We start from the raw sequence: 19296 nt of genomic DNA, 5'->3' as shown, positions 1-19296 counted from the left end.
GCTCAAGGTGCTACTGGTGCTCAAGGACCGGCTGGCGCTCAAGGTGCTACTGGTGCTCAAGGACCAGCGGGTGCTCAAGGACCAGCGGGTGCTCAAGGTGCTACTGGTGCTCAAGGACCGGCTGGCGCTCAAGGTGCTACTGGTGCTCAAGGACCAGCGGGTGCTCAAGGTGCTACTGGTGCTCAAGGACCGGCTGGCGCTCAAGGTGCTACTGGTGCTCAAGGACCAGCGGGTGCTCAAGGTGCTACTGGTGCTCAAGGACCAGCGGGTGCTCAAGGTGCTACTGGTGCTCAAGGACCAGCCGGCGCTCAAGGTGCTACTGGTGCTCAAGGACCGGCTGGCGCTCAAGGACCAGCCGGTGCTCAAGGTGCTACTGGTGCTCAAGGACCAGCCGGCGCTCAAGGTGCTACTGGTGCTCAAGGACCAGCGGGTGCTCAAGGTGCTACTGGTGCTCAAGGACCGGCGGGTGCAACAGGCGCTACTGGTGCTCAAGGTGCTACCGGCGCAACAGGACCAGCGGGTACTCCAATTCCTGTAACTATCGCTGCAATTGGAAACTCCAATGCTCAAACTATATCACCTGGAATGAATATCCAATTCAATCAAGTTTTTGAAATAAATAATATTAATTTTAATGACACTACAGATACTTTAACAGTTTTAGAAACAGGCGTATATGATATTAGTTTCTCAGCGTCTACAACTTTCCCAGGATCTTCACCATTTGGATTCGGTATTTCATTCAATGGTCAACCACCTACTCGTAATTTCTCAACTAATGTTATCGGTAGTGCTGTTTCGTTCTCTACAATCGTTACTTTACAAGCTGGTACAACGATTTCTATACAGCCTACAGCAAACACTATTTCTATTCCTAACACAGGTGATACAACTGCAACACTATCAGTATTCCGAATTTACTAATTTTCACTAAATAAGCATATTTATAATAATATGTATCGTTTTACCGTGCATTAAATCTCTCTTTATATAGAAAGGAGCACTTATTTGGGAGGATAAGTGCTCCTTCTTTACGTTTCTTTACCTCAAATTTACTCTACCTTAATCCTCATTCTGTATGATAAATATTGAAGTCAAAGATATGAAAGAGGGATGAAAATGAGAGTTATGTCACTAATACGCATTTGGTTTGCTCTTATGGTATGCATTATTTTATGTGTAGGATTTTTTTTAACTCTAAAATATTCCACTATTTCAAAAGCAGAGAGAAAAACTGTTCCATACAAACTTTTGTATACAAAACAAAGCAACATCCCTTATTCCAATGCAACAAATAATGAAAAGAAAGTTATAAAGGGAATGCTTATTACGAAAGCTTCTAGTTCCGAAGCGTTACTTCAAATTGCTGAAACGATTAAAGATCAGTATACAAATAAAAAAATCGATGAAATTACACTTTCTATCCACAATGAAAATAATGGTAATTACGAAGAAGAATTACCTTACGAACCTATTAGCAAAGGAAAAATAATCGTCACATACGATTCTCAATCCTTTGGCAGTACGAACATTATACTTAACGAGTAGTAACTAGTAAGGAGAAGGGATAATTTCAACCGTTTAAAGTTTCATTATGTTTTTCATACAAAAAAGAGGCGAATTTTGTTATTCGCCTCTTTCTTTTACCAAAATGAAGGAATCCATTCTTTCACTTTATCAATCCACTCTTGTTGCTCTTTTTTTCTTTGTTGTTCCTCTTCTTTCCTTCTCTTCTCTTCTTCTTTTCTCCGTTTTTCCTCTTCTATTGTATTCAATTGTTTTTTATACTCAGCCTCAGATATGAGCGATAACTGGAATGCTTTTTGAGCTGGATTGGCATTCGCCTTTTTCATAATATCCCGGAACATTGTTGTCGTAATTTGACTGCCCCCTGGAACATAATGATCGCTATCTGTTTTATCATACCCTACCCAAATCGCACCTACTAAATCTGGTGTGTATCCAACAAACCATGAATCCTTTGCCCCGCTGCTTGGTCCATTTACAATTTGAGTCGTTCCTGTCTTACCTGCCGTATCAACATTATTAACTTTCGCCTTTTCGCCCGTTCCCTTTTCGACAACGCCTTTTAATAAGTATGTCATCTTTTGAGAAATTTTCTCGCTTGTCACTCGTGTCTCTTTCTTATACCACTTTCCAATCGTTTCACCTTCAGCATTTTGTATCTCTCTAATCGCATGAGCTTCCACTTGGACACCGTCATTTGCAAACGTACTATACGCTTGAGCCATTACAAATGGAGATGTCCCCACATGCATCCCGCCTAAAGCGATTGGATACGTACGATCTTCTGGCACTAATGGAATACCAAAACGCTCTAAAGATTTCAATCCTTTATCCAACCCAATTTGCTCTAATAACCAAACAGCTGAAACATTGTACGACTTTGCCACAGCTTCATACATCGTCACATCACCGTGAAAAGTATGATCGCTATTTTGTGGTTTATATTCTTTAATATTAAATGGTTCATCTTTTAATATATCGTATACTTCATACCCTTGCTCTAACGCTGGTACATATACAGCTAAGGGTTTTAACGTTGAGCCAGGTTGTCTTTTTAACTGGGTTGCATGATTAAACTGTAAAAACTGATACGGCCCTCTGCCCCCAACTAAAGCTGGTACGCCACCTGTTTTTGGGTTCATAAGAACTACACCCGTTTGCATAAGTTGGTCTGAGCCACTATCTTTGAAATAGCTATCATTATTCACAACGTCTTCTACAGCTTGTTGTTTTTTCGGATCAAGCTCTGTATAAATACGATAACCACCCGCTAAAATTTCATTTTGTGTTAATTCGTACTTGTCCATCGCTTCTCTAACAATATAATCTACATATTGAGAGTATTTCCCCTTGTATTTATCATCCACACCACGTTTTAACACAAGACCGCTCTCTTTTTCTTTATTATACTGTTCATCAGAAATATATCCTTGCTCTTTCATTAAACTTAAGACGACATTACGTCGTTCGATAGACTTATTAAAGTTTTTATAAGGTGAATAGGCAGACGGTGCTTTAATCAATCCAGCAATCGTTGCAGCTTCTGAAGCTGTTAAATCTTTTACATCTTTATCAAAATAAGATTTAGCTGCCCTTTTTATACCCCAAGCACCTTCACCAAAATAAATTTGGTTCATATACATTTCAATAATTTCATCTTTCGTATACGTACGCTCTATTTTTTTTGTTAAAAAATATTCCTTTATTTTTCGAGAGTATGTGCGGTCTTGGGTCAGAAATACATTTTTCGCAAGTTGTTGCGTAATTGTGCTTCCCCCTGCTACAACTTCTCCTGCTGTAATATTTTTAAAAACTGCACTTATAATTCCACTATAGTAAATACCGTGATGGTTAAAAAATTCCTTATCTTCTACTGCAACAATTGCCTGAACCATAATGTCAGGAATATCTTTCCTTTTAACACCTTCTGTTTTAGAGGAAGCTAATTTAGTCGCAACTTCATTATTTGCATCATAAATTAAGGTCGGTTGCGGAACAGCTTGTTTTAATTCAGATATGTCTTGAATGGAAATTATTATATTTATAGCAATAAATAGAGTAGCAAGTAAACTTCCTAATATAATTAATGAATTCCGAAGTTTCTTCCTCTTATTGAACCACTCCTGCATTTTTTTTAAGTGAGTGTTCTTCAATTTCATTCGTTCACTTCCTTCGTTTGTTTACACTCTTCTTTTCAAAAGGAAGAATATACCTCCTTTTAAATTTATTATAATAACGTAGTCTTTCCTGTAGTGTAAAGCTTTTCTTTCACATTCATACTTTTTACAAGAAAAGGACATTCTACAAGTAAGATATTCAATATTGATTATTAATATTATTAATACAACAATGAGAGTTATGTTAAGTTTTTGTAAACTTTTCGATAAAATGTTTTAAAAAACGACAGTTTTTTGTTAGAATTGACTAGCCAATATATTTTACATATATTACTTTTGTGGGGGTAACTAATAATGGTATTTAAATCAAAAAAAGATAAATTTTCTGAAATGTTAATGAATGTTTCCGAAAATTTAAAAGAAGGCGCGCAGTTTTTCGTGGAGTATAAAATTAAAAATGCTAGCGATTTAAAAGAGTTTTCTATGCGCATGAAAGAGTATGAGTCAAAAGGTGACTCATTTATTCACGAAATCATTATGGAGCTAAACAAAGCGTTTATTACTCCAATTGAACGTGAGGACATCCTACAACTTGCAATGAGTATGGATGATGTATTAGACGGATTAGATCATAGTGCTGGTCTATTCGAAATGTATTCTATTACAGAAGCTGATGAATACATGATTAAATTCGTTGAAGCAATTAATCAATGTGCGATTGAGATTGCAAATTCTGTTGAACTACTTTCTAAAAAGAAGTTAGTCGACATTCGTACGAACGCGATTAAGATTAAGGATTATGAATCACAATGTGATGATATTCGCCGTCATGCGATTAAGCACTTATTCTCTCGTGAGAAAGATCCGATTAAAATTATTCAATACAAAGAGATTTACGAAGAGCTTGAAGAAGTAGCGGATAGCTGCCAAAGCGTTGCAAACGTATTAGAAACAATTATTATGAAGAACGCGTAAGGAGTTTGATCATGGATACACTCTTGTTACTGACCGTTTTAGTAGTCATTTGCGCTTTAGCTTTTGACTTTATTAATGGATTTCACGATACAGCAAACGCTATTGCAACGGCTGTTTCAACGAAAGCTCTAAAGCCTAGACATGCAATTATTATGGCAGCTATTATGAATTTTTTAGGTGCGATGACATTTACAGGTGTAGCAAAAACGATTACAAAAGATATCGTTGATCCATTTGCCTTGCAAAATGGTTCTCTTGTAATTTTAGCTGCTTTACTTGCGGCAATAGCATGGAATTTGATCACTTGGTACTACGGTATTCCAAGTAGTTCTTCGCATGCAATCATTGGCTCAATCGCAGGTGCAGCTATCGCTGCGGCCGGTATTAGCTCATTAAACCTTAAAGGGTTCATAAAAATTCTTGAAGCTTTAATCATTTCACCGATTATCGCTTTTGTTATTGGTTATATCGTATACAGTATATTTAAAGTAGTCTTTAAAAACTTCAATTTAACGAAGACGAACAAAAATTTCCGTATATTCCAGATTTTCACTGCTGCATTACAAGCTTACACACACGGTACGAATGATGCGCAAAAAGCAATGGGAATCATTACAATGGCTCTTATGGCTAATAGCTATCATACTTCTAGCGACATTCCGTTCTGGGTACAATTATCTTGTGCGATTGCAATGGGCCTTGGTACTTCTGTCGGTGGATGGAAAATTATTAAAACTGTCGGTGGACAAATTATGAAAATTCGTCCTGTAAATGGTGTAGCTGCCGATTTATCATCATCTCTTGTTATTTTCGGGGCAACATTCATTCACTTACCAGTTAGTACGACGCACGTTATCTCTTCTTCTATTTTAGGGGTTGGTGCTTCTCATCGTGTGAAAGGTGTAAAATGGGGAACTGCAAAACGCATGTTAATTACTTGGGTTATCACACTTCCTATTTCAGCTTCTTTAGCTGCTTTATTTTACTCTTTATTACACTTAATCTTTTAATCAAAAGTCGTCTTCCTTATTTTTCTAGGAAGACGACTTTTTTGTGAACAAACCTTTTTCTCATGAAAAAGCGTGTATAATAATTGGTGGATAAGTTATATAGAGGAGTTGGCAATTTTGGAATACATCATGTTACTTTTCATCGGGCTAATCGCCGGGACAGTCGGGAGTCTAGTCGGGCTTGGTGGCGGAATTATTATTGTTCCGTTATTAATCGGATTACACAGTCTATCACCACAACTTGCAGTAGGAACTTCAATGGTAACAGTCGTTTTTACAGGACTATCTTCCACCCTTACTTATATGAAGCATAAACGAGTGGATTACAAAAGTGGACTTATTTTATTTATCGGGAGTGGCCCTGGTGGTATCATCGGCTCGTGGGCAAACAAATTTTTAAACCAAGATACATTTTCTTTATATTTTGGGATTTTCCTTATTTTTGTCTCCATTCTTCTTATGTTACGAGACAAATTAAACCCTCTTTCTTTATCAAATATGACGGTAATTAAACGTTCTTTTACAGATAACGAAGGAAACACTGTACACTATCAATTCCCACCACTTCTCGCTATCTTTATCGCCTTTATAGTTGGTTTTATATCTGGGTTATTTGGAATTGGTGGCGGTGCCTTACTTGTTCCAGCAATGATGCTACTTTTTGCATTCCCAGCACATATCGCTGTAGCAACTTCGATGTTTATCGTATTTCTATCAGCAATTGTAAGTTCTGCAACTCACATCTCCCTTGGAAATGTCAGCTGGATTTACGCATTAATTCTTATTCCTGGTGCATGGATTGGCGGAAAAATCGGGGCTTATATCAATACAAAATTAAGTGGTAAAGCCGTAATTAATTTATTACGTATCACATTAATTATTCTCGGGACTAGATTAATTATTACTTCTTTTTTATGACGTGTTCTTTTTAGAATACGTTTTTTCTTATACACATGAATATAAAAATCCTCCTAAGAGAACAAATAAAATTAAACAAACACATAATAGCATATAATTTGAAATATGTACTTTCTTCAAGTTGACCACTCCTATAACTGCGACTGTTATCTTTATGATAGCGAAAAAATAGTTTACTTGCAGTTACAAAGTGCTAACAATGCAAAATCATTTATTACAAATTTTATCCTTATATTTCATTTCTTTGTATATTCTATCGGTTTAATAAAAAAAGATGTCATATTGACATCTTTTTTAATGAAGAAGTGACCATCCCATAAAATCCTCATGTACTTGGCACGCCCTCTTATCGTTTCGATCATATAATTCAGCATAACTATCTGTTTCTTCATCATAAGCCATCGTATAAATAATTTGGCCGTCTACTTCAACGGATAATACGACTCCACCTTTCATCTCTTCTACATGAATGATAGCATTCGCCGGAATTCTCATATCCGTCATTTTTATCGCATCTAACAATATACTAAACCCCCTACAGCGTATTCATTGCTAGTACTATTACACACTAAATAGTATACTACTGTAATAGCATACATTTCGTCAATGAAATTGCTGTTTAAATAGCATATTGTCTTTATACATATACGCTACAATAAAAGAAATAGAAATGTTTAAATGGGGGGCTAACATTGATTCTACACAAAGGAGATGTACTATTCCGTCAAGGCGAGGACGGTCCTTTATATTTTATAAAAACAGGCTTATTAAAAGTAGTAAGGATCGAAGAAGATGGAACGCCATTTTTATTCAACATTATTGTTCCAGGTGAAACGATACCTCACCATTCTTTAATTTCACCGAAGGAGTATCACGGTACAGCAATCGCTTTAATGAAAACAGAAGTTGAACCTATCATTAGTAGTGAATGGTACGATCAACTTCAGGCAAATCCCGCTTCGTACGCAAATATCGCTATGCAATTACAATCAAAATTAAGAATGATGCAGCAGCGTATCGATCAATTAACAACCGTCTCTCCGAAAGAACGTCTTCATCGTTTACAAGAATGGTTCACACTATATTTAGGTGACATTCCTATATATGAAATATTGACGCAAACTGAAATTGGCCAACTGATTGGTATACGCCGTGAAACGGTAAATCGACTATTACGAGAACAAATAAAAAACGAGGTAAAATAATACCTCGTTTTTCGCTTATTCAAATCCATCTTATTGTAAGCTTGCTGCTGGACCGAAAAATTCATAATGAATATGCTCTTGTTTCACACCTAAATCAGTTAGTGCAGCATTTATATGTTTCATAAATGGTACAGGACCACAGAAATAAAATTCTGCTTCCGTTGTCGGGATAATAGTCTGTAACCATTCAGATTCAATGAAACCTTCTTTATCAAAGTTCTTCATTTCCAAATCTTTTTCAGTTGGTGCAGAATAACAAGTGTACGCTTTAACTTGTTCGTATTCATTATCTACTGCCTCAACGTGTTCTTTCATTGCATGTGTATTACTATTTATCGCTGCATGAACAAAACATACATTACGTGTTGAGTCTCGTTCAATTAACGTATTTAGCATACTCATCATCGGAGTAATACCTACTCCACCACTAATTAGTACAACTGGTAAAGTTGAATCCATATTTAACACGAAATCTCCTGCTGGTGCACTTACTGGTAACATATCGCCTTCTTGTACATGATCATGTAAGTAGTTAGATACTTTACCATCCGGTGTATCTACACCTTTTTCTTTCTTTACACTAATACGATAATATTCTTTTCCAGGAGCATCTGATAAGCTATATTGACGATTATGTGTATATGTTTCACCTTCGATATTTATTTGAATCGTTACATATTGTCCTGGGATGAATGCAGAAACTTTCCCGCCATCTTCAGGTTTTAAATAAAATGACGTAATAACATCGCTTTCCTTTACTTTTTTAACAACTACAAAGTTACGGAAATCTTTCCATCCACCTTCTTTATGTGCCGCTTCTTCATACATCTCTGCTTCAATGCTAATGAATGCATCAGCAATGACACCATAAGCTTCTCCCCATGCATTTAAAACTTCATCAGGTGCACCTGCAACCTCTTTAATTGCGCGTAGTAAACATGTACCTACAATCGGGTAATGCTCCGCTTTAATACCTAAACTTCTATGCTTATGACCAATTTGTTTTACAACTGGAATAATAGCTTCTAAATTATCAATGTACGTTGCAGCTGCATAAACAGCATTTGCTAGCGCTTGTTGTTGTCTTCCCTTTTTCTGATTTGTATGATTGAAAATATTCAATAACTCCGGATGTTCCGAAAATAAAATTTCATAAAATCTCGTTGTAATTTCAACGCCTTTTTCTTGTAATAATGGTACTGTTGACTTTACGATTTCAATTGTTTTTGCACTTAACATTGTATCCCACTCCTCTATTTCCTTAACTGTTTTTAGTTTAACTGAATTGTATAGTACATATTGTGATTTTAATCACTATTCACACGGTGTTTTTGTGAAAAATATATGAACATTGCACTTACAAAAGAAAATAAGCCAACTAGAATGCTAGCTAGCTTATTATTATTTGGACTGTATCGCTTGTTCAATTACCCTTATATCTTTCCCATCTCCAAACTCTGTATACCCCCAGATATTCGTTTCACCTCTATATTTATTTACGATAATATCCAGGTCATGGTATACACGATGCGCATAAACTACATACTCAATATTTTGAAGTTCCACACCTTTTTTTGCAATTTCATAGCTTCTATTTACATCACGTTTTATTTTTTCATTCTTTATTTCTGTATGTATATTTTTTAAAGACGATTCTTGTTGTTGAAACCATTGTTTCAATTGGTTCCAGTCCCCTTCTGTATAATTCTCTGCTTTACCATAATTTAAGAAATTATTATAACTTTCATGTGTCATACGAATAAAATCCAGTACTTTTGTCTCTTCTTGTACATCTTCTATTTGAGCTATCGTATTTACCTCAGCAGGCTTATTCGCATAATGTAACAGCACTTTCATAAGACTATAACTCGCAATGATCATCACGATAATAATCCCGAATACACGTAACAATTTCTTCATATACAGAACCCCTTCTCTACTAGAGATATTACAATGTAGTACTATACTTGTAACATTCTCTCGTAGAAATCTAATTCCTGTATAAATTCTTCCTATCATTTCGACAATATTTTTCTATACATTCCTCGTTGGCAAATGTTCTTGTAAAACCATATACCCTTCATAAGCTGCGTAACCGAGTATAGCCATTAATCCGATATAACAAGCAAATACCGTCCATTTCGTTTTCGTATCCACTTTGTAATAATTTTCCTGTTGCCTCTTTTCTGCATCCCATTCCTGTAATTTTCTTTCTGATATTTCAAATGCTTCTCTTATATGAATTGTATGCGTTTCTTTTTCATCTTCATACGGAACGTAATCAAGCGGCTCATACTTCGGTAAAAGATACTCTAACACTTCAATCTTTTGAAATTCTCCTGTTTTTAATTCTTTCTCTCTTTCTTTATGCCTTAATACATTTATTTCATGTTGCATCATATATATATTTCGATGTACTGCACCCGTTTCTTTTAATTCCTCTTCCAGCCTTGCAACATATTCTTTCATTCCATCAATTCTATATCCTAATTCCTTAATCGGCTCATCTCGCTTTATTACTCTATATAATTCCATACAGCCGATAATAACAATAAATCCTCCTAAAATACTTTTAAAGTAAATGGAATAACCGAGCAATACAATAAGACCCGCTCCCCAAATCTTTGTACTTACAACTGAGATAATTCGTCCACCATCTAATGGAGAAACTGGAATCAAGTTAAAGAAGTTAATCATACTTCCAAGCAAAATAATTAATGCCCAAAATGGCTCTTTCGTTATTATATAAAGTGGAATTGCAGGCAAAAATGACAACAAGCCGAAAAGAGGTCCCATATAGGCGATATAAGCTTCATCTTTTGCATTTTTCGGCATCTCTTTCATCCCAATAAGAGCACCCATAAATGGAATAAATATTGCTGGTGATGTTGGTATACCTTTTCTTTTCGCAGCCCATAAATGGCCCATTTCATGAATAAACAACAAATAAATGAGCGCTACTCCAAATTTCCACCCATATATAACTGCGTATGCACCAAGTGATAGAAACATACTAAATACCGTTGAAAACTTTGCTAATTTAAAAATTGCAAATACCCACTTTAACTTAGAAAGTAAAAATAAACCTATGGCAACAATAATTCCCCATAATCCTTTTTTATTATTTTTCATATTCCTCTCCTTTATCTCTCATTAATGAATCATATTTATTCATTAACGCCGGTTCTTTCTCTATTATGACATATTTTTTTCTATTGTTAGAAATAATGTTTATATAATCCATTTTTAGCCAAAAATATAAATAAAAGGAGGTGTATACGAATGAATTTACAATCTCTCATAATAGGCGCGCTATCGTTTTTAGCTTCAACTCTTATTTTTTATACCGTTAGCTACGTATTATTATTAGATTTGTTGCCAAATCACATATTTATTGCTTTTATCATCCTTTCCGCTCTTATGATTTCTTTTCTTATTACGCGAAAATCAATGAATGAGCCCTCTGCAAAAGCAAAGTAATAGAGAGGGGTTTTTCCCCTCTCTATTATCATTTCCTAGGAAAGTCCATATAAACTTTACAAATTACATTCATCCCGATCCTCCAGGGCTAATTAAAGTTTCTTTTTATCTTTGTAAATTCATTTTTTCACCATACTCTTTAACAATTTGAATGATATTTTGAAAAACACCTATTTTTTCTTTTTTACTATTTAATATTTTTAAATCATAATTTTCATAATATGTTTCTAATGCCTTTAATTGTGATTCTGAAGCGTCTTTTACCTGCACAGTAGCATGCAATTCATACTGTTTATACCCTTCCTTTACCTTTTCCCCTAAAAATTTTTCACTCTCTTTTTCTCCAATTAATTTTTGAACTTTTTCTGGGAAGATGACTTGTAAATAATATTCTTGTTCCTTCTCTAACTTGTTGTATAGTGATTGTGAAATCGTATACCGTACCGTATAATTCACTTTTTGATCACCTGCTTTAATATGAAACGCGGTAATCTGCAAATCTTTTTTTGTTACTTCCGTTAAAGGACCTGCCTGCATCTCATCTTCTTTTTGTTCTGAAACATTTGGAAATATAGCTAAAAGCTTTTCCGTATCTTTTTTATTCAGCATGTACATAGCGTTCTTATATTGTAGCCATCCTCGTCTATCTTCTCCTCTTAGCCATGCATAATAGGTTTCTTTTTTTCCACCTCTACTAATTTGTATTTCATATTCCGGCTCACCAAAACTACCTGTTACGTCTTGTTTTTCCGCTTTATCTATAATGTCTATTACTAACTTAGCTTCTGATCCCTGTAACTTTTTCTCTTTATCTTTTTTTTGTATAACGGTTACCCCTACTGTTTCTTTCACTTCATCCACCGTCTCTTCTACTTTTTTTGTTTCTTTTTTTTGCTCAACTTGACCACAAGATGCTAGTAACATAACAAACAACAACAATACATATTTCCTTTTCAACTTAATCCTCCTTTTACAATAAGAAATCCTTATACTCATCATATAAAAAACAAAAACATGACACACTATAAAATGCGCTATAATAAGCATTGAAAGGAGGTCTTTTTCATGTCCATTAATTTTCACGATGCAAATAATAAATACACATACGCACAGCGAAACGCCCATATTTCTTGGGGTGAAATGATAAAGAGTATTACAAACATACAAAACAAGCAAATAATCGATATCGGCTGTGGTGGCGGTATTTATACGAAAGAACTCGCCCTTATGGGAGCAAAAAGTGTTCTTGGGCTTGATTTTTCAAAAGAAATATTACAGGCTGCAAAAGAAAATTGTAACGGTTTTCCAAACATTTCTTTCATTCACGGTGATGCACATAGCGTCCCATATCCTAATGAAACATTCGACATTGTTATTTCGCGCGCAGTTATTCATCATTTACAAGACATTCCTACATTTCTACGTGAAGCTTCTCGCATATTAAAGAAAAACGGTGTGCTCATTGTACAAGACCGCACCATTGAAGATTGTACAATTCCAGGAAGCCCCGAACACATTCGTGGATATTTCTTCTCCATCTTTCCAAACCTTATTGAAATAGAAGCAAAAAGAAGACCAAAAACCACCACGATACAACAAGAATTACAAAAATATTTTCTTCACGTGTTCCCCACTCAAACACAATGGGAAGTACGCAAAATACATGATTCTGTAGAAGCATTGTTACAAGATTTATCACCTCGAACAGGTCGATCCATTCTATACGAATTAACAGATTATGAACTTTCTCAACTTCTACAACAGGTCCAGACCGCCTTACAAAACACCTCTCCTATCATTGAAAGAGATCGGTGGACAATTTGGAGTGCCATGAAATTGTAAGGAAGGAAGCCTCACAAAATAATGTGAGGCTTCCTTCTTTCATAATCTACTTTTGCAACACTCTTGATATCCTCCACTTCTGGCCTGTGCACTTCCACACTTCGGACATACTAAATATCTAGACTGATTTGTCAACAAACTACCTTTTTGAAAGAGTAAAACTTCTGCTTGTTTAAACGAACGCGAATAATATAACCACATAAAACCAATTATAGCAATAATGCCAAATAATACTCCCATCGCAAGCATTTCAGTCACCTCTTTTGGTTTGTTCTTTCCAGCAAGTGGATTGTTGTATTATTCTCTGCAAATTCAAACAATACCTTCTTTACTCCTATAAATATCAACTTTCTCTATAAATTTTACAATTCTCCAGAAAATTTTACTCCCATTTTACAATCCACCATTCCCTTCACATCAACGAATATCACATTCAATATTCCCGTATATAAATATGCCTTTCAAAAAAATATATTGACTTTCAAAAAAAAACATGCAACAATACTGTCAGAATACTTGAATAAAAATTCATTGACGAGAAAGAGTACGTTATAGGACTGTCCCCCAGAGAGTTGGCGAATTGCTGAAAGCCAACGTTCAGTGCGTAGCCGAAAATCATCTCCGAGAAGTAGAACCGAATGTTGCAGTAAGTTCTTACCGGCTGTCCCCCGTTACAAGGAACACGTATCATGTTGTACGTTGTAAAGCCGTATACATATAGACTCATTTCTACATGTATAAATTAGGGTGGTATCGCGGGTAAATATAACTCGTCCCTTTCTTTAGGGACGAGTTTTTTGTGTTCTTACAAATGAATTTAAAAAGGAGGAAAAACAATGAACACTGTATCAAAAAAACATATTTTTTTCACGGGTCTTATGCTATTTTCTTTATTTTTTGGGGCAGGTAATTTAATTTTCCCTCCCATGCTTGGACAAAATGCAGGTGAAAATTTTTGGCCGGCAATGATTGGATTTTTACTAACAGGAGTCGGTTTACCCTTATTAACTGTTATTGCAATTTCTTTATCAGGAAACGGTATGCAACAACTCGCAAGTCATGTTCACCCATTATTCGGAATTTTCTTTACTGTAGTTGTATACATCGCAATCGGTCCTTCTATGGGAATTCCACGTGTTGCGAATGTCGCTTATGAAATGGGCGTTAGTTCCTTTTTACCAGAAACAATTCGCTCTAGTAACCTAGCACTATTTTTATACACGGTCGTCTTCTTCGCTATCGTATTTTGGCTTAGTTTAAATCCATCCAAACTTGTCGATCGCATCGGAAATATATTAACACCTATTTTATTACTCTCTATTTTCTTATTATTTGTTAAAAGTGTATTTACACCACTCGGGCAATCAGGACCTGCAATGCAAGAGTATCAAACTTCTCCAATCTTCAAAGGCTTTATGGAAGGATACTTAACAATGGATACCATTTCTGCGCTTGCATTTGGAATTATCGTTGTAAATGCCATTCGCTCCAAAGTTGTAAAGGATCGTAAATCCATTGCTATCGCAACAGCGAAAGCAGGACTTATCGCCGCTACTGGTCTCGTACTTGTATATGGTGCACTTGGCTGGCTCGGTGCAACTAGCGTCTCTCTCGGATATGCAAAAAATGGAGGACAATTACTTACTGTTATCGTACAACAATTATTCGGTCCATACGGTTTGCTTCTATTATCTCTTATCGTTACACTCGCTTGTTTAACGACATGTGTTGGACTTGTATCTGCATGTAGTCAGTATTTCTCAACTTTATTGACTAGATTTTCATACAAAACGTTCGCGAGCATCATTTGTGCATTAGGCTTATTAGTTGCCAACTTAGGATTAACAAAAATTATCGCCATCTCTGTTCCAATTCTACTTGTTGTATATCCAATTGCAATTGTACTTGTTCTACTATCATTACTTCATAAATATTTCGGTGGATATCGCTCTGTTTATGTAGGTGCTTTAATTGGAGCAGCATTTGTAAGCGTATTTGATGGATTAAAACAAGGTGGTATTTCAGTTTCATTTATCACTCCATATTTTGAATTTATCCCTTTATATAAGGAAGGAATCGGCTGGCTCATACCAGCAGTAGCCGGAACTCTTATCGGCCTTATAATCGCTAAGTTAAGCGGTGCGAAAAAAGTGCCCTTACTAACCGAATCTCATGAAGTAAAAGCATCCTAAAAAAACTCCCTTTCGGGAGTTTTTTTACATTTGAAAAGCAGTATGGTTAAAACTGCTTATTTTATAAGCTTTCGTATAATAGTCGATATTTGTATCCACTGTTTCTACTTTGACAACATCGTAGCAATCTTCTTGTTTCACTAAAAATAAATAGTACTCTTCTGTCGCCTCAACAATTGCAATTTTATCTGTTTCCACATTATATTGTTCACAAAGCGCTTGCAATGCGTTCACATAATCCCCTAATTTTTTAGACTTATCCATGCCAAATATAGTTTGAACTAACATATACATTCTCCCCTTTGTATGTACTGTTAACAATTTAATGATAACGCTTACATTTATTAACGTCAATAAAAAGATTTGGCACAAACTAATAAACAGTGGGGATAACACCCACTGCTTATTAGTTTCAACTTATCATTTCGTCAATTGATGTCTAAACGCATAAATAACCGCCTGCGTACGATCACTTACATTTAATTTATTTAATATATTACTTACATGTGTCTTTACCGTTTTAAGCGCAATAAATAGCTCATCCGCAATCTCTTGATTACTTTTTCCCTCTGCAATTAATAACAAAATTTCAGACTCTCTTTCTGTTAGCTCCTCATGCAAAGGTTGTTCTTTCTTCTGACGCATGCGAGACATCATTTTACCAGTAACTTTTGGCTCTAATACCGTTTCTCCATCATAAGTAGCTCGTACAGCGTCTGCTATATCACTCGCTCTTGATGTTTTTAATAAATAACTAGTCGCTCCTGCCTCAATAACAGGATACAATTTCTCATCATCTAAAAAGCTCGTTACGACTACAATTTTCGCTTCTGGCCATTCCTGAATAATAGCACGTGTTGCTTCAACCCCATCCATCTCGTCCATGACAAGATCCATCAAAATAATATCCGGCCTTAATTGCAAAGCTAACTCTGAACCTTTTCTTCCATTTTCAGCTTCTCCAACTACTTCAATATCTGGCTGCGTTGATAAATATGCTGATACACCCATTCGAACCATTTCATGATCATCAACTAATAATACTTTTATCATGACTCTCCCCCTCTCTCAATCATAATCGGTACTTTCACTTCTATTTGTGTACCTTTATTTGGAAAACTAAGTACTTTTAATGTACCACCAATTTCATGAACTCGCTCTTGCATTGATCTTAAACCATAAGAACCAGCCTTATTAACCCCTACTTTAAAACCGACACCATCATCAATAATTTTCAATATTGCATATTGCTCAATTTTGCGTAGACGTACTTCCGTTTTCTTTGCCTTCGCATGCCGTAAAGTATTGGACAGCGCCTCTTGTACAATACGGAATAAATGATCTTCTACACCCTTTTTTAATTGAATTGGTTCAATTAACCATTCAATTTTCATATGTTGCTTTCTAGACAGTTCTGTTAATAATTCTTCTATACCCTCTGTTAGTTTCTTACCCTCTAACTGCACTGGGCGTAGATGAAGAAGCAATGCTCTCATTTCTGACTGTGCATTTACAACCATATTTTCAACAAGCTGCAACTGCTTTTTCGTCATTTCTGGAATTTCAGCTACTTGTTCATTAATAGCCGACATCATCATCGACATTGCAAAAAGCTGCTGACTTACAGAATCATGCAGCTCCCTCGCTAATCGATGCCTTTCCTGGGAAATCGCTTCTTGTCTCATCTCTTCATTCCAATGAGCTCGTTCATTCGTTACTTTTTGAAAGAGTCCAGCTTGCTCCTCTAATCGACGAGCCAAAACGATTACTTTTCGTTCCACTTCATGAAATTCATCATCTGCAGTAAACGAAACATCGCTCGGAAAATTCCCTCGCTCTACCTCAAATAGAAACGTATTTAATCCTTGTATACGCTGCTCTATATAGTAACCGATTGCATATCCTACAATTCCCCCGATAAGTAAACTTGTAGTCATAATAAACAAGCCAATTGGAACAGAAGCGATGGATTCCTTCCATAATAAATCATACACTTGTTGCTCGCTTTTCCATACATATACAATTGTACAAATAAGTGCGATACTCACAGAGGACAACATAGAATAACGAATATACATCCACGAAATATTTTTTTGTTTTTTCATTATACTTTCCTCACTTCCGTATCGCCTACGACAAGCGAAGAAATAATTTTAATACGACGAGGAGCCTCTTTATACTGCTCTGTTCTAAATGTAACATTGCGGTTAAATCCTGTTTCTTCATGACCTGGCAAGAGCACACGTCCGACGATAACAGAATGATTTAAAGACAGTTCTATATCATATGGCACATATAAACGGATATTACCAACGACACCGCGAATAACAATTACCGTCTCCCCTTCTGGGATCATAGCAGTTGTTAAATCTATTTCCACATCACAAGCACCATATTGAACATTAATATCCTCAAGTTCATAAATATGATCCATCATTCGTATATTCCCTACAAACATATTTTTTAAATACGGTTCTGTACGATATATTTGCTTCTCTTCGTCTATAATCCCTTTTTCTTTAATTTCAACCTTCATTGCTTTTTGCTGATGTCCTTGTTGAATCAGTTGATAACCAATTAAAGCTAAACAAGCAAATACGACAAGAACAAATGCTGCTGAAGAAAATAAGAAGAATAAAAATACGATACCACCAACAAATAAAAATACATTTCCCCGTACGTAACGATTCTTTTTACGATAATGCCTTCCAAACATAAGCATAATAAATGCAAAAATGAGACCACCTGGTTCAAAATGTCCAAGTATCATATCAAGAAAAAGACCGAATCCAAATATGATGAGGAGCATCCCCATTAATTGTGTTTTTGAAAAATGCTTCTTCATTTCAGCTCCCCCCCTTCTTTTCACATATACATAGAAGAAAAGGCATTGCTTTCCAACACCTTTTCTCCTATCACTATATCATAAGCCTGTTTTATAATATACTACTATTATTTTGTTAACTCTTTCGTTAACGATACATCATTCTTTTCTTTCATTTCACGCTCAAGCTTTGCAATCTTCATATCAAATGTGTCACGTTCATGCTCCTCATTCATACGAGTTTCTAAGTCACGAATATGATCTTCAATTTCTTCAAAGCGTAAGAACGGATTATTTTCATCCATTTTATGCATCGCTGTATTCATACGACGATTCGCATGTGCCATATTTTCACGTGCCATTAGTTCCATGCGCTTTGCGTGCATTTCTTTTAATTTGTTTTTCATTTCAGAAAGACGACGCTCTAACTCATCGATTTGCTCTACAACACCTGCATACATTTCTTCTAATCGAGTTACTTGCCCTTCATAATAAGCTACTTCTTCTAATGCACGTTCGTGTAACTGTAATTCGCCTGCTTCTTGAGCGATAATAGCCTGTTTTGATCTTTTATTAACGAAATAACGTGCTTGCTCAAGCTCACGGGCAAAATTAGATTTTAATGTTTTATGACGCTGAATTAACTTCTCAATTTTTGTTGTTTCACGCTCACTATCGCGTAAATATTGGTTTAACATAGCGATTGGATTTTTTCTTTCTTTCTCATCTAACACATTATGAAAATCTGCTAAAATTGCATCGCGTACACGTCCGAATAAAGATTGTTTCATTATAATCTTCCTCTCTTCTACTTTATAAATTTGATTTGATTTTTATTAATTTTTTATTAGTTTTTCATTAACTTGTTCCACTCATCTTCAAAGTTGCTATATGGTTTAGAACTTTCTGGTGCAGAATCAACAACTACATTTTTTTCTTTTTTCCACTCACGGTATCCGTAGTATAAAACTACTAATGCTGCGATACCGATTAGTGCTGGGGAATGAGAAAGGGCGATGGACAAGCCGATCAAACCAACAATACCCCAAGCTAACTTTCCAAAAAATGATTGTGCTCGCACAAATGATTTATAGCTCCAGTACACAACTCCTGCTCCAATTGCGAACCCTATAATACCAGCAAGACTGCCAAGAGCAATTAAAGCTAAAATACCAGCCGCGATAAACGCTAGAAATTGTTTCATCT

Annotated in this window: 22 protein-coding genes and 1 other annotated feature; of the genes, 9 read left to right on the top strand and 13 right to left on the bottom strand. The window is 35.6% G+C overall.

Annotated elements, in window-relative coordinates; genetic code table 11:
- Both PDL00_RS32460 and PDL00_RS32455 read left to right on the top strand, forming a co-directional pair.
- The coding region (locus tag PDL00_RS32460) for a Gly-Xaa-Xaa repeat protein (protein WP_270733655.1) at nucleotides 1-924 on the top strand (924 nt) is incomplete at its 5' end.
- Between the two features lie 195 nt (nucleotides 925-1119).
- The gene (locus PDL00_RS32455) at nucleotides 1120-1548 is read left to right on the top strand and encodes a hypothetical protein (protein ID WP_242250994.1); all 429 of its coding nucleotides are present in this window, start codon (nucleotides 1120-1122) and stop codon (nucleotides 1546-1548) included.
- 95 nt (nucleotides 1549-1643) lie between these two features.
- On the opposite strand, the gene PDL00_RS32450 is transcribed toward PDL00_RS32455, so the two are convergent.
- Nucleotides 1644-3686 carry a transglycosylase domain-containing protein gene (locus PDL00_RS32450; RefSeq protein WP_242250992.1) on the bottom strand — a complete coding sequence of 681 codons (2043 nt, stop codon included), beginning with the start codon at nucleotides 3684-3686 and terminating at the stop codon, nucleotides 1644-1646.
- Between the two features lie 312 nt (nucleotides 3687-3998).
- Here PDL00_RS32450 and PDL00_RS32445 point away from each other — a divergent pair, with 312 nt between their 5' ends.
- The 3 genes from PDL00_RS32445 (at nucleotide 3999) to PDL00_RS32435 (ending at nucleotide 6547) form a co-directional block, all read left to right on the top strand.
- Entirely contained in the window at nucleotides 3999-4619 is a 621-nt protein-coding gene (locus tag PDL00_RS32445) for a DUF47 domain-containing protein (RefSeq protein ID WP_000231446.1), read from the top strand.
- Between the two features lie 11 nt (nucleotides 4620-4630).
- Nucleotides 4631-5629, top strand: coding sequence for an inorganic phosphate transporter (locus PDL00_RS32440; protein WP_061680306.1), 999 nt, complete (start codon nucleotides 4631-4633; stop codon nucleotides 5627-5629).
- Nucleotides 5630-5746: 117 nt separating this feature from the next.
- The gene (locus PDL00_RS32435; RefSeq protein WP_000455763.1) at nucleotides 5747-6547 is read left to right on the top strand and encodes a sulfite exporter TauE/SafE family protein; all 801 of its coding nucleotides are present in this window, start codon (nucleotides 5747-5749) and stop codon (nucleotides 6545-6547) included.
- 294 nt (nucleotides 6548-6841) lie between these two features.
- Here PDL00_RS32435 and PDL00_RS32430 read toward each other — a convergent pair whose 3' ends face one another.
- Nucleotides 6842-7069, bottom strand: a complete 228-nt coding sequence (locus PDL00_RS32430; protein WP_000882907.1) for a hypothetical protein — start codon at nucleotides 7067-7069, stop codon at nucleotides 6842-6844.
- 170 nt (nucleotides 7070-7239) lie between these two features.
- On the opposite strand from PDL00_RS32430, the gene PDL00_RS32425 reads away from it, so the two are divergent.
- Nucleotides 7240-7752, top strand: coding sequence for a Crp/Fnr family transcriptional regulator (locus PDL00_RS32425; RefSeq protein WP_000600576.1), 513 nt, complete (start codon nucleotides 7240-7242; stop codon nucleotides 7750-7752).
- 30 nt (nucleotides 7753-7782) lie between these two features.
- Here the strand turns inward: PDL00_RS32425 and hmpA are convergent, their stop codons facing one another.
- The 3 genes from hmpA to PDL00_RS32410 all read right to left on the bottom strand — a co-directional run bounded on the left by hmpA (nucleotide 7783) and on the right by PDL00_RS32410 (nucleotide 10884).
- A complete protein-coding gene (gene hmpA, locus PDL00_RS32420) occupies nucleotides 7783-8991 on the bottom strand; it encodes an NO-inducible flavohemoprotein (RefSeq protein WP_270733654.1) in 1209 nt (402 codons plus the stop codon).
- A gap of 162 nt (nucleotides 8992-9153) precedes the next feature.
- Nucleotides 9154-9672: a hypothetical protein gene (locus PDL00_RS32415; RefSeq protein WP_242250978.1), complete on the bottom strand. Its 519-nt coding sequence runs from the start codon at nucleotides 9670-9672 to the stop codon at nucleotides 9154-9156.
- A gap of 114 nt (nucleotides 9673-9786) precedes the next feature.
- Nucleotides 9787-10884: a site-2 protease family protein gene (locus PDL00_RS32410; RefSeq protein WP_270733653.1), complete on the bottom strand. Its 1098-nt coding sequence runs from the start codon at nucleotides 10882-10884 to the stop codon at nucleotides 9787-9789.
- A 150-nt stretch (nucleotides 10885-11034) separates the two neighbouring features.
- Here PDL00_RS32410 and PDL00_RS32405 point away from each other — a divergent pair, with 150 nt between their 5' ends.
- A complete protein-coding gene (locus tag PDL00_RS32405; RefSeq protein ID WP_001053351.1) occupies nucleotides 11035-11232 on the top strand; it encodes a hypothetical protein in 198 nt (65 codons plus the stop codon).
- A gap of 105 nt (nucleotides 11233-11337) precedes the next feature.
- Here the strand turns inward: PDL00_RS32405 and PDL00_RS32400 are convergent, their stop codons facing one another.
- Entirely contained in the window at nucleotides 11338-12189 is an 852-nt protein-coding gene (locus tag PDL00_RS32400; protein WP_270733652.1) for a hypothetical protein, read from the bottom strand.
- A gap of 108 nt (nucleotides 12190-12297) precedes the next feature.
- Here PDL00_RS32400 and PDL00_RS32395 point away from each other — a divergent pair, with 108 nt between their 5' ends.
- Complete coding sequence (locus tag PDL00_RS32395; protein WP_242250957.1) at nucleotides 12298-13074, top strand: class I SAM-dependent methyltransferase; 777 nt, start codon at nucleotides 12298-12300, stop codon at nucleotides 13072-13074.
- 39 nt (nucleotides 13075-13113) lie between these two features.
- On the opposite strand, the gene PDL00_RS32390 is transcribed toward PDL00_RS32395, so the two are convergent.
- Entirely contained in the window at nucleotides 13114-13323 is a 210-nt protein-coding gene (locus PDL00_RS32390) for a hypothetical protein (protein WP_088095727.1), read from the bottom strand.
- Between the two features lie 273 nt (nucleotides 13324-13596).
- Nucleotides 13597-13855, top strand: a binding site (T-box leader).
- 55 nt (nucleotides 13856-13910) lie between these two features.
- Between PDL00_RS32390 and brnQ3 the strand changes: the two genes are divergently transcribed.
- The gene (gene brnQ3 / locus PDL00_RS32385) at nucleotides 13911-15266 is read left to right on the top strand and encodes a branched-chain amino acid transport system II carrier protein BrnQ3 (protein ID WP_270733650.1); all 1356 of its coding nucleotides are present in this window, start codon (nucleotides 13911-13913) and stop codon (nucleotides 15264-15266) included.
- Between the two features lie 24 nt (nucleotides 15267-15290).
- Here brnQ3 and PDL00_RS32380 read toward each other — a convergent pair whose 3' ends face one another.
- The 6 genes from PDL00_RS32380 to PDL00_RS32355 all read right to left on the bottom strand — a co-directional run bounded on the left by PDL00_RS32380 (nucleotide 15291) and on the right by PDL00_RS32355 (nucleotide 19294).
- The gene (locus PDL00_RS32380; RefSeq protein ID WP_242251129.1) at nucleotides 15291-15629 is read right to left on the bottom strand and encodes a DUF3922 domain-containing protein; all 339 of its coding nucleotides are present in this window, start codon (nucleotides 15627-15629) and stop codon (nucleotides 15291-15293) included.
- Nucleotides 15630-15686: 57 nt separating this feature from the next.
- Nucleotides 15687-16319, bottom strand: a complete 633-nt coding sequence (locus PDL00_RS32375) for a response regulator (protein WP_000598709.1) — start codon at nucleotides 16317-16319, stop codon at nucleotides 15687-15689.
- Nucleotides 16316-17371, bottom strand: a complete 1056-nt coding sequence (locus PDL00_RS32370; RefSeq protein WP_000744332.1) for a sensor histidine kinase — start codon at nucleotides 17369-17371, stop codon at nucleotides 16316-16318. The genes PDL00_RS32375 and PDL00_RS32370 overlap by 4 nt, the downstream gene beginning before the upstream one ends.
- Nucleotides 17371-18111, bottom strand: coding sequence for a cell wall-active antibiotics response protein LiaF (gene liaF, locus PDL00_RS32365; protein ID WP_001980963.1), 741 nt, complete (start codon nucleotides 18109-18111; stop codon nucleotides 17371-17373). Before liaF ends, PDL00_RS32370 begins: the two co-directional genes overlap by 1 nt.
- Nucleotides 18112-18218: 107 nt before the next feature.
- A complete protein-coding gene (locus PDL00_RS32360) occupies nucleotides 18219-18881 on the bottom strand; it encodes a PspA/IM30 family protein (protein ID WP_001980961.1) in 663 nt (220 codons plus the stop codon).
- 56 nt (nucleotides 18882-18937) lie between these two features.
- Nucleotides 18938-19294 (bottom strand): lmo0954 family membrane protein, encoded by a 357-nt coding sequence (locus PDL00_RS32355; protein ID WP_000808634.1) that lies wholly within the window; start codon nucleotides 19292-19294, stop codon nucleotides 18938-18940.
- Nucleotides 19295-19296 lie beyond the last annotated feature (2 nt).

Origin of the sequence: Bacillus cereus group sp. TH152-1LC, assembly GCF_027710505.1 — a bacterium.
In the GTDB taxonomy this organism is placed as follows: Bacteria; Bacillota; Bacilli; order Bacillales; family Bacillaceae_G; genus Bacillus_A; species Bacillus_A mobilis.
The sequence above is the reverse complement of the archived record's forward strand: the minus strand, read 5'-3'. Positions and strand labels throughout refer to the sequence as shown.

What these genes read in the sequence shown, in the direction of transcription:
- PDL00_RS32360 (WP_001980961.1), bottom strand. Translation starts at nt 18,881, where the DNA reads ATGAAACAATCTTTATTCGGACGTGTACGCGATGCAATTTTAGCAGAT.
- PDL00_RS32405 (WP_001053351.1), top strand. Translation starts at nt 11,035, where the DNA reads ATGAATTTACAATCTCTCATAATAGGCGCGCTATCGTTTTTAGCTTCA.
- PDL00_RS32445 (WP_000231446.1), top strand. Translation starts at nt 3,999, where the DNA reads ATGGTATTTAAATCAAAAAAAGATAAATTTTCTGAAATGTTAATGAAT.
- PDL00_RS32355 (WP_000808634.1), bottom strand. Translation starts at nt 19,294, where the DNA reads ATGAAACAATTTCTAGCGTTTATCGCGGCTGGTATTTTAGCTTTAATT.
- PDL00_RS32375 (WP_000598709.1), bottom strand. Translation starts at nt 16,319, where the DNA reads ATGATAAAAGTATTATTAGTTGATGATCATGAAATGGTTCGAATGGGT.
- PDL00_RS32410 (WP_270733653.1), bottom strand. Translation starts at nt 10,884, where the DNA reads ATGAAAAATAATAAAAAAGGATTATGGGGAATTATTGTTGCCATAGGT.
- PDL00_RS32455 (WP_242250994.1), top strand. Translation starts at nt 1,120, where the DNA reads ATGAGAGTTATGTCACTAATACGCATTTGGTTTGCTCTTATGGTATGC.
- PDL00_RS32440 (WP_061680306.1), top strand. Translation starts at nt 4,631, where the DNA reads ATGGATACACTCTTGTTACTGACCGTTTTAGTAGTCATTTGCGCTTTA.
- brnQ3 (WP_270733650.1), top strand. Translation starts at nt 13,911, where the DNA reads ATGAACACTGTATCAAAAAAACATATTTTTTTCACGGGTCTTATGCTA.
- PDL00_RS32450 (WP_242250992.1), bottom strand. Translation starts at nt 3,686, where the DNA reads ATGAAATTGAAGAACACTCACTTAAAAAAAATGCAGGAGTGGTTCAAT.
- PDL00_RS32390 (WP_088095727.1), bottom strand. Translation starts at nt 13,323, where the DNA reads ATGCTTGCGATGGGAGTATTATTTGGCATTATTGCTATAATTGGTTTT.
- PDL00_RS32415 (WP_242250978.1), bottom strand. Translation starts at nt 9,672, where the DNA reads ATGAAGAAATTGTTACGTGTATTCGGGATTATTATCGTGATGATCATT.
- PDL00_RS32395 (WP_242250957.1), top strand. Translation starts at nt 12,298, where the DNA reads ATGTCCATTAATTTTCACGATGCAAATAATAAATACACATACGCACAG.
- liaF (WP_001980963.1), bottom strand. Translation starts at nt 18,111, where the DNA reads ATGAAGAAGCATTTTTCAAAAACACAATTAATGGGGATGCTCCTCATC.
- hmpA (WP_270733654.1), bottom strand. Translation starts at nt 8,991, where the DNA reads ATGTTAAGTGCAAAAACAATTGAAATCGTAAAGTCAACAGTACCATTA.
- PDL00_RS32370 (WP_000744332.1), bottom strand. Translation starts at nt 17,371, where the DNA reads ATGAAAAAACAAAAAAATATTTCGTGGATGTATATTCGTTATTCTATG.